Genomic DNA, 22400 nt, shown 5'->3' with positions numbered 1-22400 from the left:
TCGGCGTCCAAAATGGGATGCAGTTTCCTCATGAGGGCCCTGAGGGAAACTGCGCCCCGTTTTGAGCTGAAATACCGGGACGCAGTTTCCCTTACAAACAAAACAAGGCGCGCTGCCTGCAGTTGATGCAGACGGCGCGCCTTTTGCGTTGAGCTTCGTTGAGGTTCGAAGTAGTGGACTAGTTGGCCATGACGCCTTCGGTCCAAGCCTCAACGTCCTCGATGCGCAGGACGTTGGCGACCTCGGCCACACAGCCGACGCTGGCAAGCTCGGCCGCGGCAGCCTGGACGTCCTTCTCGAGCGCGCGATGCGTCAGGAAGATGACCGAGCAGGCATCGTTGACGCCCGACTTGCCGTCCTCGACCTGGTTGATGAGCGAGATCGAGATGTTGTGCTTGGCAAAGATGTCGACCGTCTCGGACAGGGCGCCCACGCGGTCGGCGACCTTCAGGCGCACATAGTACTTGGTCTGGAGCTCGTCCATGGGCTTAAAGGCGAGGTTGTGACCATAGGGCTCAATCTCGGGCAGCGGAGCCACGCCGCGGCTGATCTGCTCGGAGAGCGACAGGATGTCGCCCACGACGGCGCTCGCGGTGGGGAAGGAGCCTGCGCCGGCACCGTAGAACATGGTCTCACCCACGGCGTCGCCTACCACGTAGACAGCGTTCATGGCGCCGTTGACCTTGGCAAGCATGTGGTCGGCGGGGATCAGCGTGGGATGCACACGGACGTCGACGCCGGCGTCGGTGTTGCGGGCGATGCCGAGCAGCTTAATGGTGTAGCCGAGCTCACGGGCCTGGGCGATGTCCTCGGCACCGATGGTACGGATACCCTGCTGGTAAACATCGTCGGTGGTAACGCGGGTGCCAAAGCCGATGGAGGCGAGGATTGCCGTCTTGCTGGCGGCATCGAAGCCGTCGACGTCGGCGGACGGGTCGGCCTCGGCATAGCCCTTTGCCTGGGCGTCGGCGAGCACGTCAGCGTAATCGGCGCCCTCGGCGTCCATGCGCGACAGGATGTAGTTGGTGGTGCCGTTGAGAATGCCAGCGATGGTCAGGATCTTGTTGCCCACCAGGTCGTGCTCGAGCGTGCTGACAATGGGGATGCCACCGCCGCAGCTGGCCTCGCACTTAATCTGCACGCCGCACGCGCGCGCCTTCTCGGCGAGCGTCTCGACATGACGGCCCAGCAGGGCCTTGTTGGCAGAGACGACGTGCTTGCCGTTCTCGAAGGCGGTGGTGAAGATTTCGGTCGCGGGGTGCTCGCCGCCGATGAGCTCGACGACGATATCGACGGCGGGGTCGGTGACGACGTCGTGCCAGTCGCTCGTAAAGGCCTCGCGCTCAATACCGGCAGCTTCGGCCTGCTCCCAGGCAAGCGCGCAGGCGCGGGTCAGCTTAAGGTCGATGCCGTAGGCGGCCAGGTACTCATCGTGGTGGCTCTTGATCAGACGGGCCACGCCGCCGCCGACGGTTCCCAGACCGATCAGACCGACGTTCACGGTGCGCAGGGGTTCGCTCATAGATAGCTCCTTCGTGCATCTTATGGATGGATTAACCGCTTAAAGGTTGAGTGCATTCTAGCGTGAACCGAGGGCGCATGCTCGCCAGGCAACAGGAGTCGCACAAAACGGCACCCCCGAAACGCTGCGGAAACATTGGAAACATGCTCGCTACAAACGAAACTCCGTAACAAACTGTCAACGTTTGCACCATAAGGTTTGCCCTGTACCGCAAGACGGCCGCACCGCGGCCAGCGAAAAGGGGGACACCATGTTTAGCATCAACAACGTACTTAACCGCAGGAGTTTCTTGGCTGGCGCCGCGGCGCTCGGTGGTACCGCGGCGCTCGCTGGTTGCTCGTCGGGTGGCTCGGAGGGCGGCTCCGCCGATGACGGCAAGACCTTCAAGATCGGTGTCATCGGCCCTCTGACCGGCGCCGCGGCAACCTATGGCGTTTCGGCCGAGAAGGGTGCCAAGCTCGCCGCCAAGGATTTCTCGACCAAGGACCTCAAACTCTCGCTTAAGTCCGAGGATGACGTCGCTGACGGCGAGAAGGCTATCAACGCCTTCAATACCCTGTGTGACTGGGGCATGCAGGCGCTCGTCGGTCCGGTCACCACCGGTGCTGCCGTCGCTGTCTCGGGCGAGATTGCCGACGACATGCTCATGGTCACGCCCTCGGCCTCGTCTCTCGACGTCACCAAGGATAAGACCACGGTCTTTCAGGTTTGCTTCACCGATCCCACCATGGGCGCCAGCGCCGCGAAGTTCTTGGCCGAGAAGTACGCGGATGCCAAGATTGCCCTGTTCTACAACTCCGGCGATACGTACAGCTCGGGTGTTGCCGATGCCTTTGCCGAGCAGGCCAAGGAGTCCAAACTTGATATCGTCGATACCGAGACCTTTAAGGACGATTCCTCCACGAGCTTTACCAACCAGCTCACCAAGGCCAAGGAGGCCGGCGCCACGCTCATCTTTGCGCCGATCTACTACACGCCGGCGTCCGTTTTGCTCAAGAACGCCAAGGACATGGGCTACGACATGACGCTCATGGGTACCGACGGCATGGACGGCCTGCTCTCTGTGGAAGGCTTCGATACCTCTCTTGCCGAGGGCGTACTGCTCATGACCCCGTTCTCTGCCGACGACGAGAAGAATGCCGACTTCGTCAAGGCCTATAAGGATGCCTACGACGAGACGCCCAACCAGTTTGCCGCCGACGCTTACGATTGCGTCCACGCCATCGCCGAGGCTATCGATAGGGCGGGGATTGACATTTCGGCCGACGGTGCCGAAATTGCCGGCGACCTTGCCAAGGCCATGCGCAAGATCAAGATCGACGGCCTGACCGGCGAGCTAACGTGGAATGACGAAGGTCAGGTCGAAAAGCCTGCTACGGCCTATGTGATTCAGGACGGTAAGTACATCGCCGCCTAAGTGCATATACATCGAGACCGGCGGGCCGTTTTATTCAGAGCAAGGACGCCTGTAACAGAACGGAAACATTACTTTCACACAATAAAGTGGCTAAACTGCATAAACCGACAGGAATACGCAGAATTATGGATAAATGGACAAAACAAAAGAAAAGTTGAAATAATCGCCACTTTTCTCAACTAAAGCGTCTACTATTTTGCGAACGCCGAACACGGCGAAGGATGGCCTGTCGGGTAACCGAAACCCGACGAGATTTGAGAGGAGAGCCGCATGTCGAGCCTCACCGGTAAGTCATTGAACCCTGTTATGAATCGCAGGAGCGTTATCGCGAGCGCAGCAGGTCTGGGGGCGATGTCCATTCTAGCTGGCTGCTCCTCCAACGGCGGCGACAGCGGTTCCGCGTCGGGCGACGCTTCGTTTAAGATCGGCACCATCGGCCCGCTGACCGGCGCCAACGCGTCCTACGGCAAGTCCGTTACACAGGCTGTCGAGCTTGGCTGCAAGGATTTCTCGACCAAGGAGTTGCCGCTTGTCAGCAAGGCCGAGGACGACCAGGCTGACGGCGAGAAGGCCGTCAACGCCTTCAACACCCTGCTCGACTGGGGCATGCAGGCCCTTGTCGGTCCGACCACCACGGGTGCGTCGGTTGCCGTTGCCGCCGAGTGCGGTAACGACCCCAAGACGTTCATGATTACCCCGTCCGCGTCCTCCGAGGATGTTACCAAGGGCAAGGATTGCGTCTTCCAGGTTTGCTTCACCGACCCCAACCAGGGTGTCAACGCTGCCAAGTTCCTGGCGCAGAAGTATGCGGACGAGAAGTTCGTGCTGTTCTATAACTCCGGCGACGCCTATTCTTCGGGCATCGCAGATTCCTTTAAGGCCCAGGCCGCTGAGTCCAAGCTCGAGATTGTTGACGAGGAGACCTTTAAGGACGACTCCGCCACGAGCTTTACCAACCAGCTGACCAAGGCTAAGCAGGCTGGCGCCACCATGATCTTTGCGCCGATCTACTACACGCCGGCGTCCGTCCTGCTCAAGAACGCCAAGGACATGGGCTACGACGTCAAGATGATGGGCTGCGACGGCATGGACGGTATCCTGGGCGTTGAGGGCTTCGATACCTCTCTTGCCGAGGGTCTGCTGCTCATGACCCCGTTCTCCGCCGACGACGAGAAGAACGCCGACTTCGTCAACGCTTACAAAGATAAGTACGGCGATACCCCCGACCAGTTTGCCGCCGACGCCTACGACGGCGTGCATGCTGTGGTCGAGGCCCTCAAGGAGGCCGGCCTGGGTGTCGACGCCGACCCCACCGAGGTTGCCGAGAAGCTTCCCGAGGCTATGCGCAACATTACTGTTGACGGCCTGACTGGCAAGCTCTCCTGGAACGATAAGGGTCAGGTCCAGAAGGAGCCCACGGCGTACGTCATCACTGACGGCAAGTACGTACAGGCCTAATAGGCCGCCTTACATAGAGCGGTTTTGATCCCAAGCAGGGGAGGTTTTGGCCTTCCCTGCTTGCTTGGTATCTAGGGACAGTGTAACGTCCCTGTTTCATACATCAACTGGAAACCTATTCGAAAGGGGGATGTGGAACATGACGGTCTTTATCCAATACCTGGTCAACGGCCTGTCCATGGGCAGCGTCTACGCCATCATCGCGTTGGGCTACACCATGGTCTACGGTATCGCCAAGATGCTGAACTTCGCTCACGGCGACGTCATCATGGTCGGTGCCTATGTCTCGTTCTGCGCCACGTCGTATCTCGGCCTCCCGGGCTGGGTATCTGTAATTCTTTCTTGTGTGGTCTGCACGGTTCTCGGCGTTCTCATCGAGGGTCTGGCCTATAAGCCGCTGCGCCAAGCAGGCCCGCTGGCCGTTCTGATCACGGCTATCGGCGTGTCTTACTTCCTGCAGAACGCCGCGCAGCTTCTGTGGGGCGCCACGCCCAAGAACTTCACTTCGCTCGTCACCTTCCAGGTGCCGGAGTTCTTGGCCAAGTTCAACGTAAGCGCCGTCTCGCTCGTCACCATCGTCGCCTGCCTGGTTATCATGGCCGGCCTGATGTTCTTTACAGGTAAGACCAAGATGGGCAAGGCCATGCGCGCCGTGTCCGAGGACAAGGCCGCCGCTCAGCTCATGGGCATCAACGTCAACCGCACCATCTCGATGACGTTTGCCATCGGCTCGGCGCTTGCCGCCATCGCCGGCGTGCTGCTGTGCTCCTACTCGCCGGTCCTGCAGCCCACCACGGGCGCCATGCCTGGCATCAAGGCCTTCGACGCTGCCGTTTTCGGCGGCATCGGCTCCATCCCCGGTGCCTTTGTCGGTGGCATTCTCATCGGCATCATCGAGGCGATGGCGCAGGCTTACATTTCCACGAGCCTTGCCAACTCCATCGTCTTTGGTGTTTTGATCATCGTCCTGCTCGTCAAGCCTGCCGGCCTCTTGGGCAAGTACGTCCCCGAGAAGGTGTAGGTGAGCGTTATGAAGTTTCTTAAAGACAAGCAGACGCGTCACGACTTTGTCACGTACGCCATGTGCATCGTGGCCTTCGCCATCGTGTTCTTTATGCAGTCCAACCACATGATCCCGCGCATGATCGCCGGTCAGCTGGTTCCCATCACGGCCTATATCGTCATGGCCATTTCCCTCAACCTCGTCGTCGGCATCGCGGGCGACTTGTCGCTGGGCCACGCGGGCTTTATGAGCGTCGGTGCCTACACGGGCATCGTCACCGCCGTCGCGCTGGAGAGCGCCGTTCCGTCCGATCCGATGCGTCTGATCATCAGCATTGTGGTCGGCGCTATCGCCGCTGCCATCTTGGGCTTCTTGATTGGTATCCCGGTCCTGCGCCTGAGCGGCGACTACCTGGCTATCGTGACGCTGGCCTTTGGCGAGATCATCAAAGAGATCGTCACCTGCCTTATCGTGGGCGTCGACTCCCGCGGCCTGCATGTGATCTTTAACATCACGGGCAACTCCACGATCGACGACCTGCATCTGCTCGAGGACGGCACCGCCATCATCAAGGGCGCGCAGGGCGCATCAGGCGTGTCGACCTACTCGACCTTCCTCGCCGGTGCCATCCTGGTCATGGTCGCACTCGTGATCGTGCTCAACCTGGTTCGCAGCCGTACCGGCCGTGCCATTATGGCCGTGCGCGACAACAAGATTGCAGCCGAGTCCGTGGGCATCTCCGTCACCCAGTACCGCATGATCGCGTTCGTGGTTTCCGCTGCCCTCGCCGGTGCTGCCGGAGCTCTCTTCGGCGGTAACTTCTCGCAGCTTTCCGCCACTAAGTTCGACTTCAATACGTCCATCCTTATCCTGGTGTTCGTGGTCCTGGGCGGCCTGGGCAATATGCGCGGCTCCGTTATCGCGGCGGCGTTGCTCACGGTACTTCCCGAGCTGCTCCGTCAGTTCTCGGACTACCGCATGCTCATCTACGCTATCGTGCTGATCCTGGTCATGATCTTTACCAACAACCCGCAGCTCAAGGCGTTCTTCGGTCGCGTCAAGGACCGCTTTGCTCCCAAGAAGGAGGTGGCAGCCGATGCCCAGTAAATTTGAGTTCAAGAAGGGCAAGATGGTCCCGTATCCTTCTGGCGCCATCGTTCCCGACCGCGACTTGGGCCAACGCCCTGCACTCGAGTGCATCCACCTGGGCATTGAGTTCGGTGGCCTTAAGGCAGTCGACGACTTTAGCCTGACTATCGGCAAGACCGAGATCGCCGGTCTGATCGGTCCCAACGGCGCCGGCAAGACCACGGTCTTCAACCTGCTCACCAAGGTGTACCAGCCCACGCATGGCACCATCCTGCTCGACGGCGAGGACACCTCGGGCAAGTCGGTCTACCAGGTCAACCGCATGGGTATTGCCCGTACCTTCCAGAACATTCGCCTATTCAACACCATGACGGTGGAGGATAACGTCAAGGTCGGTCTGCATAACCAGGAGCGTTACTCCGGCTTTGAGGGCGTGCTGCGCCTGCCGACGTATTGGAAGCACGAGAAGGCTGCTCACGAGCGCGCCATGGAGCTGCTGTCCATCTTTGATATGGAGCATCTGGCAAACGAGCAGGCCGGATCGCTGCCTTACGGCGCTCAGCGTCGTCTGGAGATCGTCCGCGCGCTTGCCACCAACCCCAAGCTACTGCTGCTCGACGAGCCTGCTGCCGGCATGAACCCGTCCGAGACCGCGGAGCTCATGGAGAACATCGTCAAGATTCGCGACACCTTTGGCATTGCCATCATGCTTATCGAGCATGATATGTCGCTCGTTATGAACATCTGCGAGGGCATCTGCGTGCTCAACTTTGGTAAGGTCATCGCCAAGGGCACGGCAGAGGAAATCCAGAACAACGACGCTGTTATCGAGGCATATCTGGGCAAGCAGGATAAGGGGGAGAACTAAATGGCAGAGCCGATGCTTTCCGTCTACAACATCAACGTCTGGTACGGCGCCATCCACGCCATCAAGGACATCTCCTTTAACGTTAACGAGGGCGAGATCGTGGCCTTGATTGGCGCCAACGGTGCCGGCAAGTCCACAACGCTCAAGACCGTCTCGGGCCTGCTGCGTTCCAAGACCGGTTCCATCAAGTTTATGGGCGAGGACATTACTCATACGCCCGCTGATAAGCTGGTTGGTAAGGGCCTGGCTCAGGTTCCCGAGGGTCGTCGCGCCTTTTTGCAGATGACGGTCGAGGAGAACCTGGAGATGGGTGCCTATACGCAGCCCAAGTCCACGGTGGCTCCGGGCCTGGAGCGCGTCTACGAGCAGTTCCCGCGCCTGAAGGAACGTCGTCGCCAGGTCGCCGGCACCCTTTCGGGCGGCGAGCAGCAGATGCTCGTTATGGGGCGCGCCCTTATGAGTAACCCCAAACTGCTTATGCTCGACGAACCTTCCATGGGTCTGGCACCGATTCTGATCGAACAGATCTTCCAGATTGTCGAGGACCTGCACAAGGCCGGTACCACGGTGCTTCTGGTCGAGCAAAACGCGCAGATGGCGCTTTCTATCGCCACGCGCGGTTACGTGCTCGAGACTGGCAAGATCACCATGACCGGCACCGGTCAAGAGCTGCTGCACGACGATAACGTCCGCAAGGCCTATCTGGGCGGTTAATCCATTCAACAAAGGGGGCGCTGACCAACCCGGTCAGCGCCCCCTTTTAAGTTGCGGTGAAATAGGGACTAAATGGGGGCGCTAGACGCCAAAACAGTCCCTATTCCACCGCAACTTCATGGGGATGTGTGACAATGCCCGTCGGAAAACATCTGCTGTCTTTGGGGGTCTATCTATGCTGTACGAGTTTTGTGCCGAGAACTTTGAGCGGGTGCCGGCGGCTATCGAGGCCGGTGCAAGGCGCATCGAGCTGTGCGATAACCTTGCCGTCGGTGGTACCACGCCCTCGGCCGGCGTTATCAGCGCTACGACCAACTATGCCCACGAACACGATGCACGGGTGATGTGCATGATCCGTCCGCGTGGCGGCGACTTTCACTACAACCAGGATGAGCTGCGCATGATGGAGATGGACTTGGGCCTTGCCGTGAGTGCGGGCGTTGACGGCTTGGTCTTTGGCTGCTGCAAACCCTGCGCTGGCGGATGGGCGCTCGACGAACTTACGCTTGGCGCCCTCGTGATGGCTGCGGGCTGCGCGACCGAGGAATGTAAGCGTGATCCCATCGACATCACCTTCCACATGTCATTTGACCAGCTCTCGCCCGAGGCTCAGCTCGATGCGATTGATACACTTGCCGACTGCGGCGTTACGCGCATCCTCACGCATGGCGGCGCTGCCGGTACGTCGATCGAGGATAATTTCGATTACCTGGCTCGTTTAATCGAGTATGCGGGCGATCGTTTGACCATCCTTCCCGGCGGCGGCATCACTACGGCAAATCGCGACGCGGTCGCGGCGGCGCTAGGCGTCTCCGAGCTCCATGGCACCAAGATCGTGCCGCTGGAGGTATAACCCGTGGCGCTGGTATTTGACGTTCAGCAGGCGAGCGGTAAGCCCGACGATAATCGTCGCCCTGGCACCGCGTGCCCCTTTTGCGACACGGAGGGACTTGCCAACATCATCCAGCGCGATGGTGACTGTATCTGGCTCGAGAATAAGTTCAAGACCTTGCGGGCCACACGTCAGACCGTATTGATCGAGTCTGCCAATCACGACGCCGACCTGGTGACCTATGAACCGGATGAGCTGCATCATGTGATGCGGTTTGCCCTGGGCTGTTGGCAGCAGATGATCGATTCCCAACAGTACCGCAGTGTGCTCATGTACAAGAACAAAGGCCCACTTTCGGGCGGCAGCCTCGTCCATCCACACATGCAGATTGTGGGCCTGGAACAGGAGGACGGCTATGCGGCGCTGACCTCAGCCAACTTTGAAGGCATCAGTGTCTGGCAACAGGGGAGAATCTCGGTCGACATCTCAACCGAACCGATCATGGGGTTCTTTGAGGTCAACGTTTCAGCCCCGCAGAGAATCGCCGCTAGCGATGACACGAGAGACCAAGCCGAGACGGACCTCTTCGCCGATGCGATTCAGGTAGCTCTGCGCTATATCCTGAACGAGCACCATGGTGGTCGCGCAGAGTCGTACAACTTGTTCTTCTACCACATGGACGGTCGGACCATTGCCAAGGCGCTGCCGCGTTGGGTGGTTTCGCCCTACTTTGTCGGGTATCGGCTGGCTCAGGTCAATGCTGAGACCACGCTCGATGTCGATGCGGAGCGACTCCGCGCACATCTGGAGGCGCTCACATCGTAAAGTGAGCGCCCGCACACTGCGGACGGTTTAGCGCGCCATTGCATCGCGGCCGGCCTCGACGCGCTTGCGCTGGGCGGCGCGCTCCTCGCCGGTCAGACGCTCAAAGAAGTGCCCGATAAGCGAGGCGAGCACCTGCTGAAACAACGTTCCACACATGACGGGAAACACAACTTCGCCCGGAAAGTATTGCGTGGCGATGACGGCGCCCGAAGAGATATTGCGCATGCCGCAGGTAAAGCACATGGTGGTCGTTTCGCTATATGGCAGATGCAGCGCGCGAGCGACCAGAATGCCGACGACAAAGCCGCTGATGGCGAAGACCAAAATAAAGAGGGCTACTTCCAAGCGCACCGCGTTCATGTGCAGCATGTACTCGCTCATGGCGGTGGAGTTGGAGGCGATAACGCCCATCATCATGAACTTGCAGGCGGGTGAGAGCGCGGGGGAGAGTTTTTCGTGCCCCCATCCGCGCGTGAGCTCGTTGATCACGATGCCGAGCACGGCGGGGATAGCGATCATAAAGGCCATGTTCTGCATCATACTTGGCACGTCGATCGAGACGGTGGCGCCCAGCAGGAGCTTGAGCGTAAGCGGAATCGTCACAGGTGAGATGACCGAGGACGTCAGGATGATGGTGAGTGCGAGCGGGCCGTTGCCGCCGAACATGCTGATCCACATAAAAGCGGTGACTGCCACGGGCACACTGTATTCGAGCACGATGCCGCAGACAAGGTTGGGGTTGGAACCAAAGAACAACGATCCCATGGCATAGGCCGCGATGGGAATAAGCGCCGCCGAGACCAACAACGCCAGAATCAGGTGCAGCGGACGGTGGAACACCTCGGCTACCTGGTGAAAGGTGTTGCTGAGCGCACCCTGAAACGTCATAAAGGCGAAGAGGGCGGGAACAATGGGCTTGAGAACGCCGATCTGTTGAGGAAAGAGCACGCCGAGCGCCACACAAATCGGAACGATGATCTGCATGTGCCCCGCGAGGAACTTCCCCAGTCCAGCCCATTGCTTCATATGCCCCGCGACTCCCTTTATCCGCGAACTTGTTTGTATGGATATGCTAGACGCTCGTATGTGTCCGTGCGGCTGAAACGCTCGATTGTTTCGAGGCCATTACCGCCATCGTTTGCCGAAACCGCGGCGCACCGCGGCGTTTTGCGTCCGCGCTGCACGGTATAATAAATCCGTTCAACAGATCTGCCTGCCGAAGCGGGCATACACAGAGGACTCATCGCTATGAACCGTGAGAGGTATCGCGGCGACCTGCCCCTATCGGGGGTGGGTGCCTATGCCATCGCTTAAGACGACGCATCGCTGGGCGGTCGCTCAGCAAAATCCCGAGCTCGAAAAGGAACTTTCGGCTGGTCTGGGCATTCCTGGGCTGGTGGCGCGCATTATGGTCGCGCACGGCATTGGCTCCATCAAAGAGGGCCAATTGTTTTTGACGCCTTCGCTCGATCGCGACTGGGCCGACCCACTCATTATCCCGGGCATGTCGGTCGTTGCCGACCGCGTCGAGCGCGCTATTCGCAACCACGAGCACATTGCAGTCTTTGGCGATTTTGACGTTGACGGTATTACGTCGACCTGCCTGTTGACCGAGGCGCTGCGCACGTTTGGCGCCGATGTCACGCCGTTTATTCCGCATCGCTTTGATGAGGGCTACGGTCTTTCGCGCGCGGCGCTCGACCGCGTTAACGAGCTCGCTCGCCCCCAGCTGATCGTAACCGTCGATAACGGCATTGCCGCCAAGGAAGAGGTTTCCTATCTGGAGAGCCTGGGGATCGATTTGGTGGTCACGGACCATCACGAGCCCTCCGACCAGGTGCCGCAGGGTGTGCCCCTGACTGACCCCAAGCTCGAGGACGAGGGCCCCTCGCGTGAGCTTGCCGGTGCTGGTGTGGCGCTCAAGCTGGTGCAAGTCCTGGGTGAGCGCCTGGGCAAGCCGTCGTATTGGCGTTCGCTAATCGAGGTCGCGGCGCTGGGCACCGTGTCCGACATGATGCCGCTCACGCCCGAGAACCGCGCGCTGGTTGCCGAGGGCATCCAGCAGATGCGCGTAACCGCTCGCCCCGGCTATATCGCGCTTGCCGCGCTCGCCAAGGCGGACCTTTCGAGCATTACGGCGGATGGCCTGTCATTCTCGCTCATTCCCCGCTTAAACGCTGCCGGTCGCATGGCCGATCCCAAGCTGGCGCTCGACCTGCTGCTTGCCCGCGATCCCATCGAAGCAAGCGCACTGGCGGCTGAGCTCGAGGAAATCAACCGCCAACGCCGTGAGATCGAGGCGGAGCTCACGCGCGATGCCATGGCAAAGGTCGAGGAGACCTATGACGGCGGACGCGCGATCGTCGTGGGCGGCGAAGGCTGGCACGAGGGCGTCAAGGGCATCGTGGCAAGCCGTCTGACCAACCGCTACCACGTGCCGGCGCTGCTGTTCTCGATCGAGGACGGTATCGCGCGCGGCTCTGGTCGCTCGGTGGGCAAAGTTAACCTGTTTGACGCCGTCGAGCGCTGTTCCGACCTGATGATTCGTCGCGGCGGACATGCCGGTGCGGTGGGTGTGACTATCGAGGCATCCAAGCTCGACGAGTTCCGCCGTCGCCTTTCGGCCGTGCTATCGGAGCTTCCCGCCGAGGACTTTGAGGACACTGACGAGGTTGCCGCCACCGTTGACCTCTCCGAGCTAAATATCGAGACCATCGAGCAGATTTCCCGCCTTGAGCCGTTTGGCCAGGGTAATAAGGTGCCGCTGCTGGCTGCCGAGGGCGTGACGATGTGTGATCGCGCCGTGGTGGGTAAGACCGGCGAGCACATGCGCTTCGTGGCGACGGATGGCGCCGCGAGTGTGCCGGCCATCATGTTTCGTGTACCGCAAATCGATAAGCTCATCAACTGCGATAGCGCTGTCGACTTGGTGTTCGAGGCCGTTGCCGAGCATTGGCAGGGTCGTGTGAAGCCCAAGCTCATGATCAAGGATGTTCTGGTCCGCGATACCACGCTGCCCAGCGTCGACGATCCGGCATGCGAGCTTCGTCGTGGCGTGCAGCCGGCGGATTCCGGCCTGCGCTTGGAGTCGCGCAAGCGCGAGACGCTCGCCCAGCTTTCCTATACCGAGCTCACGCGCTCGCTTATCCATAGCTTTATCGGATCGAACCAGCCGCACCGCGCGCAGGTTGAGGCGCTCGACGCCTTGGCCGATCACCAGAGTGTCTTGGCGGTTATGGGAACGGGCCGCGGCAAGTCGCTCATCTTCCATGTGCATGCCGCGCGTGAGGCGGTGCTTCGCGGACGTGCGAGCATCTTTGTCTATCCGCTGCGTGCGCTTGTTGCCGACCAGGCCTATCACCTCTCGTCGACGATGGCATCGCTTGGCATTGGCGTTGGCGTGCTGACCGGCGAGACCGTGGAGGCCGCACGCGATGACGTGTTCGCCGGCCTAGCTTCGGGCCGCACCGGTATCGTGCTCACGACGCCCGAGTTCCTATCTATCCACCGTGACCGCTTCGCGCGTTCGGGCCGCATCGGCTTTGTCGTTATCGATGAGGCGCATCATGCCGGTCTTGCCAAGGGCGGCGACCGCAGCGCCTATCTCGACATGCCCGATATCCTCAAAGCCCTGGGCGACCCGGTCGTTATGGCTGCGACGGCCACCGCGACGGCTCCGGTCGTGGCCGAGCTTGCCCGCATGCTGCCGATCACTCGCACGGTGGTCGACGAGACGGTGCGCGAGAACCTGCAGCTCGAGGACGACCGTGATCTTGCAAGTCGCGAGAACCGTTTGGTGTCGATTGTGGCGACGGGGGAAAAGACCGTCATCTACGTCAATTCGCGCGACCAGTCCGTGGCGCTCGCCAAGACGTTGCGCAAGCGTGTGCCCGATTGCGCAACCCATATCGCGTTCTATAACGCGGGGCTTGCGCGTTCCGATCGCCGTCGCGTGGAGGAAGCTTTCCGAGACGGCAGCCTCAGCTGCATCGTCTCGACATCTGCCTTTGGCGAGGGCGTCAACCTGCCCGATATCCGCCATGTCGTGCTCTATCACATGCCGTTTGGCGGCATTGAGTTTAACCAGATGAGCGGCCGCGCCGGTCGCGATGGCCAGCCCGCCGTGATCCATCTGCTCTATTCGTCGCGCGACGCCCGCATTAACGAGCGCCTGCTCGACTGCTATGCGCCCGAGCGCGACGAGCTCGTCACGCTCTATCGCGCACTGCAGACCATGTGGCGCTCCAACCGCGGCAAAACCGGGGACGATTCCTTTAGCGCGAGCGATATCGACATCGCGCAGATGTGCCTTGCCATCGATGCTCGCACGCCGGTCGACGAGCGCTCGGTGGAAAGCGGCCTAGGAATCTTCGAAGAGCTTGGTTTCTGTCGCGTTTCGGGGTTTGACGACACCCGTCGCATCGCGATGGCCGAAAACCCCGGCCGCGTGCAATTGAGTAGGTCAATTCGCTATTTGGAGGGCTTGCGCTCGCGCATGGAGTTTTCGGCTTTCCGGAGCTGGGCGCTCGATTCGTGCGCTTCTGATATGCTAGCCAAAGTTAACCGCCCGATCGTACCGCGGGCCTAGGGGAAGGGGACCTCGATGGATGCCGCAGCCCGTACCGCCCATGATTCCACCCTCCAGCCGTTTTCGGAGATGGAGCACTATAAGCATGCCGATGAGCTGCCGCCCGAGATTATGGCGGACAGCTACGACAAGCTGGAGCGCCTGTGCCTCAAATATATGAATGAGGACGACTTTTCTAAGGTGGAGCAAGCCTACTGCTTTGCCGCCGAGAAGCACTGCAACCAAAAGCGCCGCTCGGGCGAGATGTACATTAACCATCCCGTCGAGGTTGCCATCATTTTGGCCGATCTCAAGATGGACTGCGATGTGGTGTGCGCCGCGCTGCTGCACGATACCGTCGAGGACACCGAGACCTCGCTTGCCGATGTTTCCGGCCTGTTTGGCGATACGGTGGCCGAGCTCGTCGATGGCGTGACCAAGCTCACCAACATCGAAGTCGACAGCATGGACGAGAAGCAGGCCCTCACGCTGCGCAAGATGTTCCTCGCCATGTCCAAGGACATCCGCGTCATCATCGTTAAACTTGCCGACCGTCTGCACAACATGCGTACGCTGGCGGCCCTGCGCGAGGATCGTCGCCTGTTTAAGGCTCGCGAGACCATGGACGTGTACGCGCCCTTGGCCGACCGCCTGGGCATGAGCTCTATTAAGTGGGAGCTCGAGGACCTGTCCTTCTTCTACCTGGAGCCCGATGCCTACCAGCGCATCGCGCGCATGGTGGCGGAGTCGCGCGAGGTCCGCGAGCGCTACCTTGCCGAGACCATCAAGACGCTTACCGATGAGCTCAACCGCATTGGTCTGGAGGACTTTCAGATCAACGGCCGCTCCAAGCACTATTGGTCCATCTACCAAAAGATGAAGCGCAAGGGCAAGGAGTTCTCCGAGATCTACGACCTGGTGGCGCTGCGCGTTATTACCCATTCGGTGCGCGATTGCTACTCCACGCTCGGTGCGGTGCATACGCTGTGGCACCCTATGCCTGGTCGCTTTAAAGACTATATCGCCATGCCCAAGGTCAATAACTACCAGTCGCTCCACACGACGGTCATCGGCCCCACGGCTCGTCCGCTCGAGATTCAGATTCGAACCTACGAGATGCATGAGCAGGCCGAGTACGGCATTGCCGCCCACTGGCTATATAAGAAGTCGGGCGGATCGTCTGCTTCCAAGACCAATGACGCTCAACGTTTGGACGACCAGATCAACTGGCTCAAGCATTCGCTCGATTGGGCTGCGTCTGATGAGATCACCGACGCCAAGGAATACCTGCATTCGCTGAAGGTCGACCTCTTCGATCAGGAGATCTTCGTCTTCACGCCCAAAGGCGAGGTCATGGCGCTTCGTGCCGGCTCCACGCCGCTCGACTTTGCCTATGCCGTTCACACCGAGGTGGGAAACCATTGCGTCGGCGCCAAAATCAACGGTGCGGTGGCTCCGCTCACGCACGAGATCAAGACGGGTGACCGTGTCGAGATCCTGACTAACAAGAGTTCCAAGCCGTCGCGTGATTGGCTCAAGATCGTCAAGACACCTTCGGCCAAGTCAAAGATCCGCCGCTATTTTGCCGCTGCGACCAAGGATGACGACGCTGCTGCCGGCCGCGATATGCTGGCCAAGGACCTGCGGAAGCGTGGCTATGGCATTTCTACGCCGCGTTCGACGCGTGCGCTCAACGCCGTAGCGGAGCAGTTTAACTTCAAGCAGCTCGAGGACCTGTTTGCCGCCGTCGGCGCCGGCAAGGTTGCCCCGCGCGCTGTGGGCAATAAGGTCGAGCAAATCTTGGACCCCAAGCCCGAGGAACAGCTCACCAAGGCCGAGGCTATCGCCGAGGTCGTGAAACAGCCTGCTCGCGGCTCCAACCGCAAGCCGCAAAAGCGCGGCAAGAGCGCAAGTAACGGCATTATCGTCAAGGGCGAGAGCAACAGCGGCCTGCTGGTCCGTCTGGCTCATTGCTGCAACCCCGTGACGGGCGACGACATCGTCGGCTTCATCACGCGCGGTCGTGGCGTTTCGGTACATCGCGCCAACTGCCCCAACGTCAAGGGCCTCATGGAGCACCCCGAGCGCATGATCGATGTGGAGTGGGACGGCGCTGCCGACACCCTCTTCCAGGTCGAGATCGTGGTCGAGTGCCTGGACCGTATGGGACTGCTCAAGGATGTCACCATTGCCATTGGCGATGCGGGCGGCAATATCCTTTCTGCCGCCACGTCGACCAACCGCGAGGGTATTGCAACCCTGCGCTTTATGGTCGAGATCTCGGACGCGAGTGGTCTGGATCCGCTGCTGGCTTCCATCAGCAGTGTCGATTCGGTCTACGACGCTCGCCGTCTTATGCCCGGCGAGGGCGGAGCGCAACTCAAGCGCCGTGTGTAAGTGCGAGAGCCTCTCAGCATCATAGATATTGGTTACGTTCGAGGCATCGTTTGGTGCCTCGAGCGTATTTTAGAAGGAGGGTATGCGCATGGACGATATGACTTTGGACCTGACACCCCGAGGCACGGCTTCGATTGAGGCGCTCGTCAACGGCCCGATTCAGACCAACAGCTACGCCGTGATTTCGAATGACGAGTGCTTAATCGTCGATCCGGCGTGGGAGGGCGAGCGTCTTGTGGAGCATATCCGCACCGCGCATCCCGAGGTGCGCGTACTCGGGTCTGTCTGCACGCACGGTCATGCCGACCATGTTGGTGGGGTTGCCGGGGTTCGAGCTGTCGTTGGCGACAGCGCACTATATGAGTTGTGCGCTAAGGACGTGACGGTACCTCGCGCAAATATCGAGGAGCAGCGCGCCATGTGGGGTATCGAGACGCCCGATCCGGGTGAGCCGACGCGCTTGCTTGCCGAGGGCGATACAATCGAGGTGGGCGACGTCTGCCTGCAGGTGATCGAGACGCCGGGGCATACGCCGGGCGGCATCGTCCTGTTCGCCGCGACCGAGCAGGGAAACATCGCCTTTGTGGGCGACACGCTTTTCCCGGGCAGCCACGGTCGTACCGATCTTTCCGGCGGTGACGAGGCGGCGATTATGCGCTCGCTCTCCAAACTTGCCAAGATGCTTCCGCCCGATACCGTTTGCTTGACGGGCCATGGCGATTCGACCACGATGGCGCGCGAACTTATGCAGAACCCGTTTATGCAGATGTAGGCTCGAAGCCGTCTTCCGAACCACGAAGACCGCTCAATCGTCAAGCTATTTTCCCCAGTGGGTCGATTCTGTGGGGCAAACGGTCAAAATTTGTCCAATCGGATGGTATTCGTGAACAAACGAACGTTTATGCTCGGGTATGTCGTGGTAAAATCTCAGGCGTTATCGGAGCAACCTTACAGGAGGTTTCTTTTATGCTCGTCAACGCAGCAGACATGCTCAAGAAGGCCGAGGCCGGCAAGTATGGTCTCGGTGCCTTCAACACCAACAACCTCGAGTGGACCCTGGCTATTCTCCAGGCCGCCGAGGAGGCCAAGTCTCCGCTGATCCTTCAGTGCACCGCTGGTGCCGCTAAGTGGATGGGCGGTTTCAAGGTCTGCGCCGACATGGTCAAGGCTGCCGTCGAGGCCACGGGCGTTACCGTTCCCGTCGCCCTTCACCTCGATCACGGTTCTTACGAGGACTGCTTCAAGTGCATCGAGGCCGGCTTCACGTCCATCATGTATGACGGCTCTCACGAGGAGACCTTCCAGCTTAACCTCGACCGCACCAAGGAGCTCGTTGAGCTTGCCCACTCCAAGGGTATGTCCATCGAGGCCGAGGTCGGCGGCATCGGCGGCACCGAGGACGGCGTGACCTCCAGCGGCGAGCTCGCTGATCCTGCTGAGTGCAAGCAGATTGCTGACCTGGGCGTCGACTTCCTTGCCTGCGGTATCGGCAACATCCACGGCGTGTACCCTGCCGACTGGGCTGGCCTTTCCTTCGAGCGTCTGGGCGAGATCAAGGCTCAGACCGGCGACCTGCCCCTCGTCCTGCACGGTGGCACCGGCATCCCCGAGGATCAGATCAAGAAGGCCATCTCCCTGGGTATCTCCAAGATCAACGTCAACACCGATCTGCAGCTCGTCTTCGCCAAGGGTGTTCGCGAGTACATCGAGGCCGGCAAGGATCAGCAGGGCAAGGGCTTTGACCCCCGCAAGCTCCTCAAGCCTGGTCGCGACAACATCGTTGCCCGCACCAAGGAGCTCATGGAGGAGTTTGGCTCCGTCAACAAGGCGTAAGTAGCGGTTTAACTTTCCCGCCGGAGGCCCCGTTTCCCCTACGCTGTTTCCCTCGCGCTCACCTGGCTTCGCCAGAAGTCGCGCGACGGAATCAGCTCCGGGGAAACGGGGCCTCCTTTGTTAACTCGCTACAGGGTTACTGGGCTGATTTCATTTTTGCTACCGTTCGGCGGTGTTGATGGCTCCCTTGTTGGGGCTTTCTTTTTTATCTCGCTACAATGGACTTCAAGCGTTCTAGTGACTTGGAGTTTTAGTATGGCTGTTGTTAAGGTGCTGCCTTCGGATGGGAAGGTCATTGACGAGGGTCCTGTTGGTTGCTCTGTTGATGTTTGCTGTGATGATTTCCGTCATCTCGATATTGGACTGCCGCCCGAGATTCTTCGACTCAAGGATGCCGGATATTTGACGCAGGCTGTTGCGGCTTGTGATCGTCTTTTGGGGCAGAATCCCGATCCCTCGCTTGCTGCCTGCGTTCGTGCCGAGCGGTATCGCATGCTTGAGACGCCGCTTCATTTTTCGGTGTCGCGCGATCGAGCTATTGCGATGATTCGCGAGGAGTGGCCTGAGTTTACCGAGGAGCAGTTTGACGATCTGATTGACCGTAAGCGTATTGACTGGCGCTTTATCGATGGCGAGCTGTTCGTTCTCGACAACTTCCTCGATTCGCTTCGCGTATATCCCAAAGAGGTTCCCGGCATGCGGCCCGATCCTACGGACGGAATTGCACTGCGCAACCAGATGCTCGAGGAGATGGAGTCGCAAAACGGATTGGCTCGCGTCATTACGCTTAAAGCGTCCGTGTCTGTCCCCGGCGCTCTGGAGGGGGAGACCGTTTGCGCTTGGCTTCCCGTCGCGGCTGCCTGCCGTCAGCAGTCTCGGGTCGAGATTCTCGACATGACGCCGGAGGGTGCTGTTGCTCCCGCGAACGCTTCGGCGCGTACCGCCTCGTGGTCTTCTTCGAGTGAGCGCTCATTCTCGGTGACTTATCGTTATCACATCGATGCTGCTTATTGTGATGTCTACGGTGGCATACTTCCGGTTCATCCGCGTATGGACGCGCCTCTGCCCGAGGATATTTCCGAGGACCGTCCGCACATTGCATTTACGCCGTATCTGCAGCAGCTGACGGCCAGTGTTGTTGGCGGACTCGAGGATCCGCTCGATCGCGCCCGTGCTATCTATGATTACCTGACGCAGTATATCGACTATCGCTATCAGCCGCCGTACTTGCTTTTGGGATCTATTGCCGATGACTGCGCGCATTCGCTCCGCGGCGATTGCGGCGTTATGGCGCTCACGTTTATCACCATGTGCCGTATCGCGGGCGTGCCTGCCCGTTGGCAGAGCGGCCTGTACGTTGCGCCCGATTCGGTGGGGTCGCACGACTGGGCAGAGTTCTATACGCCGCAGACCGGTTGGCTCAACGCCGACGTGTCATTTGGATCTTCTGCTCGCAGGATGGGGGAGGAGTGGCGCCGCCGTCACTACTTTGGCAATCTCGACCCGTGGCGTATGGTGGCCAACAATCGATTCCAGGCAGAGTTTGAGCCCTCTTTCGACGGCATGCGCGAGGACCCTTACGATAACCAGATGGGTGAGGCTTCGGTCGACGGTCGCGGATGCCGTCAGCGCGAGATGCTACGCACGGTCGAACTTATCGAAATGCTCGAAGTTCCATTTTCGGACTAATCGGTAGAAAGCTGTGATAAACTAACTCACGCATTGCGTGCCCGAGTGGCGGAATTGGCAGACGCAGTGGACTCAAAATCCACCGTTGGCAACAACGTGCGAGTTCGAGTCTCGCCTCGGGCACCATACATGCAAGTGAGCGTTCAAGGGGGTTGCGGCCCCCTTTTTCGTGCCGAACTCGCGTGAGCGCGCCACGCGTCCGAAGCCCGGGGCTTCGCGAAGCGAAGGCCCTTCGAGTCTCGCGTCGGGCACCATACATGCAAGTGAACGTTCAAGGGGGTTGCGGCCCCCTTTTTCGTGTACGTAATGTGATAACGCGCTGTACGTGTTATTATTCGCAAGGCGTTGTTCCCGCAATGCCCTAAAGAGGAACCCGAGGGTTCCCACCTTTTGGCGCCAATGAGCAGCTGACTGGTCATACAACTTAGATTCCCTTCCTCAAATCGAGGAACTCTATGTGTACGACCTGGTTGCTGAGAAGCGCCGGGTTATTTTTTTATGAATGGAGGTAGGGAAAATAGCTAAGTCTGATGACACCCGCATCAACGACGAGATCACTGCATCTTCGTGCCGTTTGATTGGCGTCGATGGCTCTCAGCTCGGCCTGTTCGCCATCCGCGATGCCCAGCGCGTCGCCGACGATCAGGGTCTCGACCTAGTCGAGATCGCTCCCAACGCGGAGCCGCCGGTCTGCAAGGTCATGGACTACGGTAAGTTCAAGTACCAGCAGGCCATGAAGGCCAAGGCTGCTCGTAAGAACCAGTCCAAGGTCGAGGTCAAGGAAATGAAGTTCCGACCCAAGATCGACGTTGGCGACTACGAGACCAAGAAGGGCCACGTTCTGCGTTTCCTCAAGAAGGGCGCACGCGTTAAGATCACCATCATGTTCCGCGGCCGTGAGATGGCTCACCCGGAGCAGGGCCTTAACGTTCTCGAGCGTCTCGCCGAGGATCTCAAGCCTTACGCTACGGTCGAGTCCAAGCCTAAGATGGAAGGCCGTAACATGCTTATGCTGCTCGCCCCGATTAAGGGCGCCTTCGATGAGGATAAAGCGGCAAGCGATACCAAGTAACTAGTGTTCTGTAACCGATTAAGGAGTATTTCATGCCTAAGATGAAGTCCCACAGCGGCACCAAGAAGCGTTTCCGCAAGACTGGTACCGGCAAGCTTATGCGCGCCAAGGCTTTCAAGAGCCACATCCTGAGCAAGAAGTCCACCAAGCGTAAGCGTGGCTTCCGTCAGGAGACCGAGATCGCCGCTGCCGACCGCAAGGTCATCAAGTCGCGTCTCGCCTAAGTTCGCGTTCCCGTTTTTCGTTTTACCGTCTAGGAGTTGATAGAACATGGCACGTATTAAGCGCGCTGTTGCCGCCAAGAAGAAGCGCCGTACCGTTATGCACCGTGCGAAGGGTTACTACGGTGCCGCTTCGCGTACTTACAAGCATGCTAAAGAGCAGGTCCAGCACTCCCTGCAGTATCAGTATCGTGATCGCCGCAACAAGAAGCGCGAGATCCGTTCTCTCTGGATCACTCGTATCAACGCTGCTGCTCGCCTGAACGACATCTCTTACTCTCAGTTCATGCACGGCCTGAAGGTTGCCGGCATCGAGCTCGACCGCAAGGTCCTGGCTCAGATGGCTTACGAGGACATCGAGTCCTTCAACGAGCTGGCTACCATCGCCAAGAAGGCTCTCGAGGCCTAATAGATTCTCTTGAATCGCTAGGGGAGTGTCGCGTTGTGCGCGGCGCTCCCTCTTTTTATCTGAAGCGCTGGTTTATATAGCAAAAGCGCGGGTAGATAGACACTTACAGGTGACCGATCTTTATATATCTCTTAACCGAAGGGTCATCATCTGATACGTGCAGTATTTCTGCACCAGCCTTTCTATGACTTATATAGGAAGCGATGTATTGTGTAGGACTTGTGAAGAGTGGAATTCCCGCCCGCGGGGGCCCTCCGGTCTGGCAATATATCTCCTTGCCGCGCGGCCCGGTGGAACCGGATCAGCCGCGGGGCGTGCACCTTGAGAACCGGATACTGCGAGGATGGACACACCAGATGTGTCGCATCCGGGCAGACATCGAACCATTTGAAATGGTCTAACTTGGATTTGTTTTTCGCAAGGCCGCCGAGAGGCGGCCCCGAGAAATTCCTTTTCCTATACTAGAACCATATGAATCGAACGG

General features: G+C 59.4%; 18 protein-coding genes and 1 tRNA gene. 17 read left to right on the top strand and 2 right to left on the bottom strand.

Features of this window, described 5'->3' with window-relative positions; translation table 11 throughout:
• Nucleotides 1-178: 178 nt before the first annotated feature.
• Nucleotides 179-1522, bottom strand: a complete 1344-nt coding sequence (locus tag AAAX77_RS08910; RefSeq protein WP_346963605.1) for a homoserine dehydrogenase — start codon at nt 1520-1522, stop codon at nt 179-181.
• 250 nt (nt 1523-1772) lie between these two features.
• Here AAAX77_RS08910 and AAAX77_RS08905 point away from each other — a divergent pair, with 250 nt between their 5' ends.
• The 8 genes from AAAX77_RS08905 (at nt 1773) to AAAX77_RS08870 (ending at nt 9728) form a co-directional block, all read left to right on the top strand.
• Nucleotides 1773-2939, top strand: a complete 1167-nt coding sequence (locus AAAX77_RS08905) for an ABC transporter substrate-binding protein (RefSeq protein WP_349105893.1) — start codon at nt 1773-1775, stop codon at nt 2937-2939.
• 270 nt (nt 2940-3209) lie between these two features.
• Entirely contained in the window at nt 3210-4397 is a 1188-nt protein-coding gene (locus AAAX77_RS08900; RefSeq protein ID WP_161155122.1) for an ABC transporter substrate-binding protein, read from the top strand.
• Nucleotides 4398-4536: 139 nt separating this feature from the next.
• Nucleotides 4537-5418, top strand: coding sequence for a branched-chain amino acid ABC transporter permease (locus AAAX77_RS08895; RefSeq protein ID WP_035137220.1), 882 nt, complete (start codon nt 4537-4539; stop codon nt 5416-5418).
• Between the two features lie 9 nt (nt 5419-5427).
• Nucleotides 5428-6507: a branched-chain amino acid ABC transporter permease gene (locus AAAX77_RS08890; protein ID WP_349105891.1), complete on the top strand. Its 1080-nt coding sequence runs from the start codon at nt 5428-5430 to the stop codon at nt 6505-6507.
• Complete coding sequence (locus tag AAAX77_RS08885) at nt 6497-7357, top strand: ABC transporter ATP-binding protein (protein WP_271748688.1); 861 nt, start codon at nt 6497-6499, stop codon at nt 7355-7357. Before AAAX77_RS08890 ends, AAAX77_RS08885 begins: the two co-directional genes overlap by 11 nt.
• 12 nt (nt 7358-7369) lie before the next feature.
• Nucleotides 7370-8071 (top strand): ABC transporter ATP-binding protein, encoded by a 702-nt coding sequence (locus AAAX77_RS08880; protein ID WP_035137222.1) that lies wholly within the window; start codon nt 7370-7372, stop codon nt 8069-8071.
• A gap of 175 nt (nt 8072-8246) precedes the next feature.
• Nucleotides 8247-8924, top strand: a complete 678-nt coding sequence (locus tag AAAX77_RS08875) for a copper homeostasis protein CutC (protein ID WP_196032236.1) — start codon at nt 8247-8249, stop codon at nt 8922-8924.
• A 3-nt stretch (nt 8925-8927) separates the two neighbouring features.
• Nucleotides 8928-9728 carry a DUF4931 domain-containing protein gene (locus AAAX77_RS08870; protein ID WP_349105889.1) on the top strand — a complete coding sequence of 267 codons (801 nt, stop codon included), beginning with the start codon at nt 8928-8930 and terminating at the stop codon, nt 9726-9728.
• 27 nt (nt 9729-9755) lie between these two features.
• Here the strand turns inward: AAAX77_RS08870 and AAAX77_RS08865 are convergent, their stop codons facing one another.
• Nucleotides 9756-10754 (bottom strand): bile acid:sodium symporter family protein, encoded by a 999-nt coding sequence (locus AAAX77_RS08865; protein WP_349105888.1) that lies wholly within the window; start codon nt 10752-10754, stop codon nt 9756-9758.
• A gap of 274 nt (nt 10755-11028) precedes the next feature.
• Between AAAX77_RS08865 and recJ the strand changes: the two genes are divergently transcribed.
• The 9 genes from recJ to rplT all read left to right on the top strand — a co-directional run bounded on the left by recJ (nt 11029) and on the right by rplT (nt 21916).
• Complete coding sequence (gene recJ / locus AAAX77_RS08860) at nt 11029-14316, top strand: single-stranded-DNA-specific exonuclease RecJ (protein ID WP_349105886.1); 3288 nt, start codon at nt 11029-11031, stop codon at nt 14314-14316.
• Nucleotides 14317-14331: 15 nt separating this feature from the next.
• Nucleotides 14332-16692, top strand: coding sequence for a bifunctional (p)ppGpp synthetase/guanosine-3',5'-bis(diphosphate) 3'-pyrophosphohydrolase (locus AAAX77_RS08855; RefSeq protein ID WP_117769793.1), 2361 nt, complete (start codon nt 14332-14334; stop codon nt 16690-16692).
• An 88-nt stretch (nt 16693-16780) separates the two neighbouring features.
• Nucleotides 16781-17464: an MBL fold metallo-hydrolase gene (locus AAAX77_RS08850; RefSeq protein ID WP_349105884.1), complete on the top strand. Its 684-nt coding sequence runs from the start codon at nt 16781-16783 to the stop codon at nt 17462-17464.
• Between the two features lie 194 nt (nt 17465-17658).
• A complete protein-coding gene (fba, locus tag AAAX77_RS08845) occupies nt 17659-18525 on the top strand; it encodes a class II fructose-1,6-bisphosphate aldolase (protein ID WP_035137086.1) in 867 nt (288 codons plus the stop codon).
• 255 nt (nt 18526-18780) lie between these two features.
• Nucleotides 18781-20214 (top strand): transglutaminase-like domain-containing protein, encoded by a 1434-nt coding sequence (locus AAAX77_RS08840; RefSeq protein ID WP_349105883.1) that lies wholly within the window; start codon nt 18781-18783, stop codon nt 20212-20214.
• A gap of 39 nt (nt 20215-20253) precedes the next feature.
• Nucleotides 20254-20340, top strand: a tRNA-Leu gene (locus AAAX77_RS08835).
• Nucleotides 20341-20716: 376 nt separating this feature from the next.
• Nucleotides 20717-21286 (top strand): translation initiation factor IF-3, encoded by a 570-nt coding sequence (gene infC / locus AAAX77_RS08830; RefSeq protein ID WP_006234423.1) that lies wholly within the window; start codon nt 20717-20719, stop codon nt 21284-21286.
• 32 nt (nt 21287-21318) lie between these two features.
• The gene (rpmI, locus tag AAAX77_RS08825) at nt 21319-21510 is read left to right on the top strand and encodes a 50S ribosomal protein L35 (RefSeq protein ID WP_006234422.1); all 192 of its coding nucleotides are present in this window, start codon (nt 21319-21321) and stop codon (nt 21508-21510) included.
• A 46-nt stretch (nt 21511-21556) separates the two neighbouring features.
• Nucleotides 21557-21916, top strand: a complete 360-nt coding sequence (rplT, locus tag AAAX77_RS08820) for a 50S ribosomal protein L20 (RefSeq protein ID WP_006234421.1) — start codon at nt 21557-21559, stop codon at nt 21914-21916.
• Nucleotides 21917-22400: the final 484 nt, after the last annotated feature.

The sequence above is a fragment of the Collinsella sp. CLA-ER-H6 genome (assembly GCF_040092305.1).
Taxonomy (GTDB): domain Bacteria; phylum Actinomycetota; class Coriobacteriia; order Coriobacteriales; family Coriobacteriaceae; genus Collinsella.
The sequence above is the reverse complement of the archived record's forward strand: the minus strand, read 5'-3'. Positions and strand labels throughout refer to the sequence as shown.

Excerpts from the sequence above, each read along its gene's own strand:
- AAAX77_RS08905 (WP_349105893.1), top strand. The coding sequence starts at position 1,773 with ATGTTTAGCATCAACAACGTACTTAACCGCAGGAGTTTCTTGGCTGGC.
- rpmI (WP_006234422.1), top strand. The coding sequence starts at position 21,319 with ATGCCTAAGATGAAGTCCCACAGCGGCACCAAGAAGCGTTTCCGCAAG.
- infC (WP_006234423.1), top strand. The coding sequence starts at position 20,717 with ATGGAGGTAGGGAAAATAGCTAAGTCTGATGACACCCGCATCAACGAC.
- AAAX77_RS08885 (WP_271748688.1), top strand. The coding sequence starts at position 6,497 with ATGCCCAGTAAATTTGAGTTCAAGAAGGGCAAGATGGTCCCGTATCCT.
- AAAX77_RS08880 (WP_035137222.1), top strand. The coding sequence starts at position 7,370 with ATGCTTTCCGTCTACAACATCAACGTCTGGTACGGCGCCATCCACGCC.
- AAAX77_RS08890 (WP_349105891.1), top strand. The coding sequence starts at position 5,428 with ATGAAGTTTCTTAAAGACAAGCAGACGCGTCACGACTTTGTCACGTAC.
- rplT (WP_006234421.1), top strand. The coding sequence starts at position 21,557 with ATGGCACGTATTAAGCGCGCTGTTGCCGCCAAGAAGAAGCGCCGTACC.
- AAAX77_RS08850 (WP_349105884.1), top strand. The coding sequence starts at position 16,781 with ATGGACGATATGACTTTGGACCTGACACCCCGAGGCACGGCTTCGATT.
- AAAX77_RS08900 (WP_161155122.1), top strand. The coding sequence starts at position 3,210 with ATGTCGAGCCTCACCGGTAAGTCATTGAACCCTGTTATGAATCGCAGG.
- AAAX77_RS08855 (WP_117769793.1), top strand. The coding sequence starts at position 14,332 with ATGGATGCCGCAGCCCGTACCGCCCATGATTCCACCCTCCAGCCGTTT.
- fba (WP_035137086.1), top strand. The coding sequence starts at position 17,659 with ATGCTCGTCAACGCAGCAGACATGCTCAAGAAGGCCGAGGCCGGCAAG.
- AAAX77_RS08895 (WP_035137220.1), top strand. The coding sequence starts at position 4,537 with ATGACGGTCTTTATCCAATACCTGGTCAACGGCCTGTCCATGGGCAGC.
- AAAX77_RS08865 (WP_349105888.1), bottom strand. The coding sequence starts at position 10,754 with ATGAAGCAATGGGCTGGACTGGGGAAGTTCCTCGCGGGGCACATGCAG.
- AAAX77_RS08840 (WP_349105883.1), top strand. The coding sequence starts at position 18,781 with ATGGCTGTTGTTAAGGTGCTGCCTTCGGATGGGAAGGTCATTGACGAG.
- recJ (WP_349105886.1), top strand. The coding sequence starts at position 11,029 with ATGCCATCGCTTAAGACGACGCATCGCTGGGCGGTCGCTCAGCAAAAT.
- AAAX77_RS08910 (WP_346963605.1), bottom strand. The coding sequence starts at position 1,522 with ATGAGCGAACCCCTGCGCACCGTGAACGTCGGTCTGATCGGTCTGGGA.
- AAAX77_RS08875 (WP_196032236.1), top strand. The coding sequence starts at position 8,247 with ATGCTGTACGAGTTTTGTGCCGAGAACTTTGAGCGGGTGCCGGCGGCT.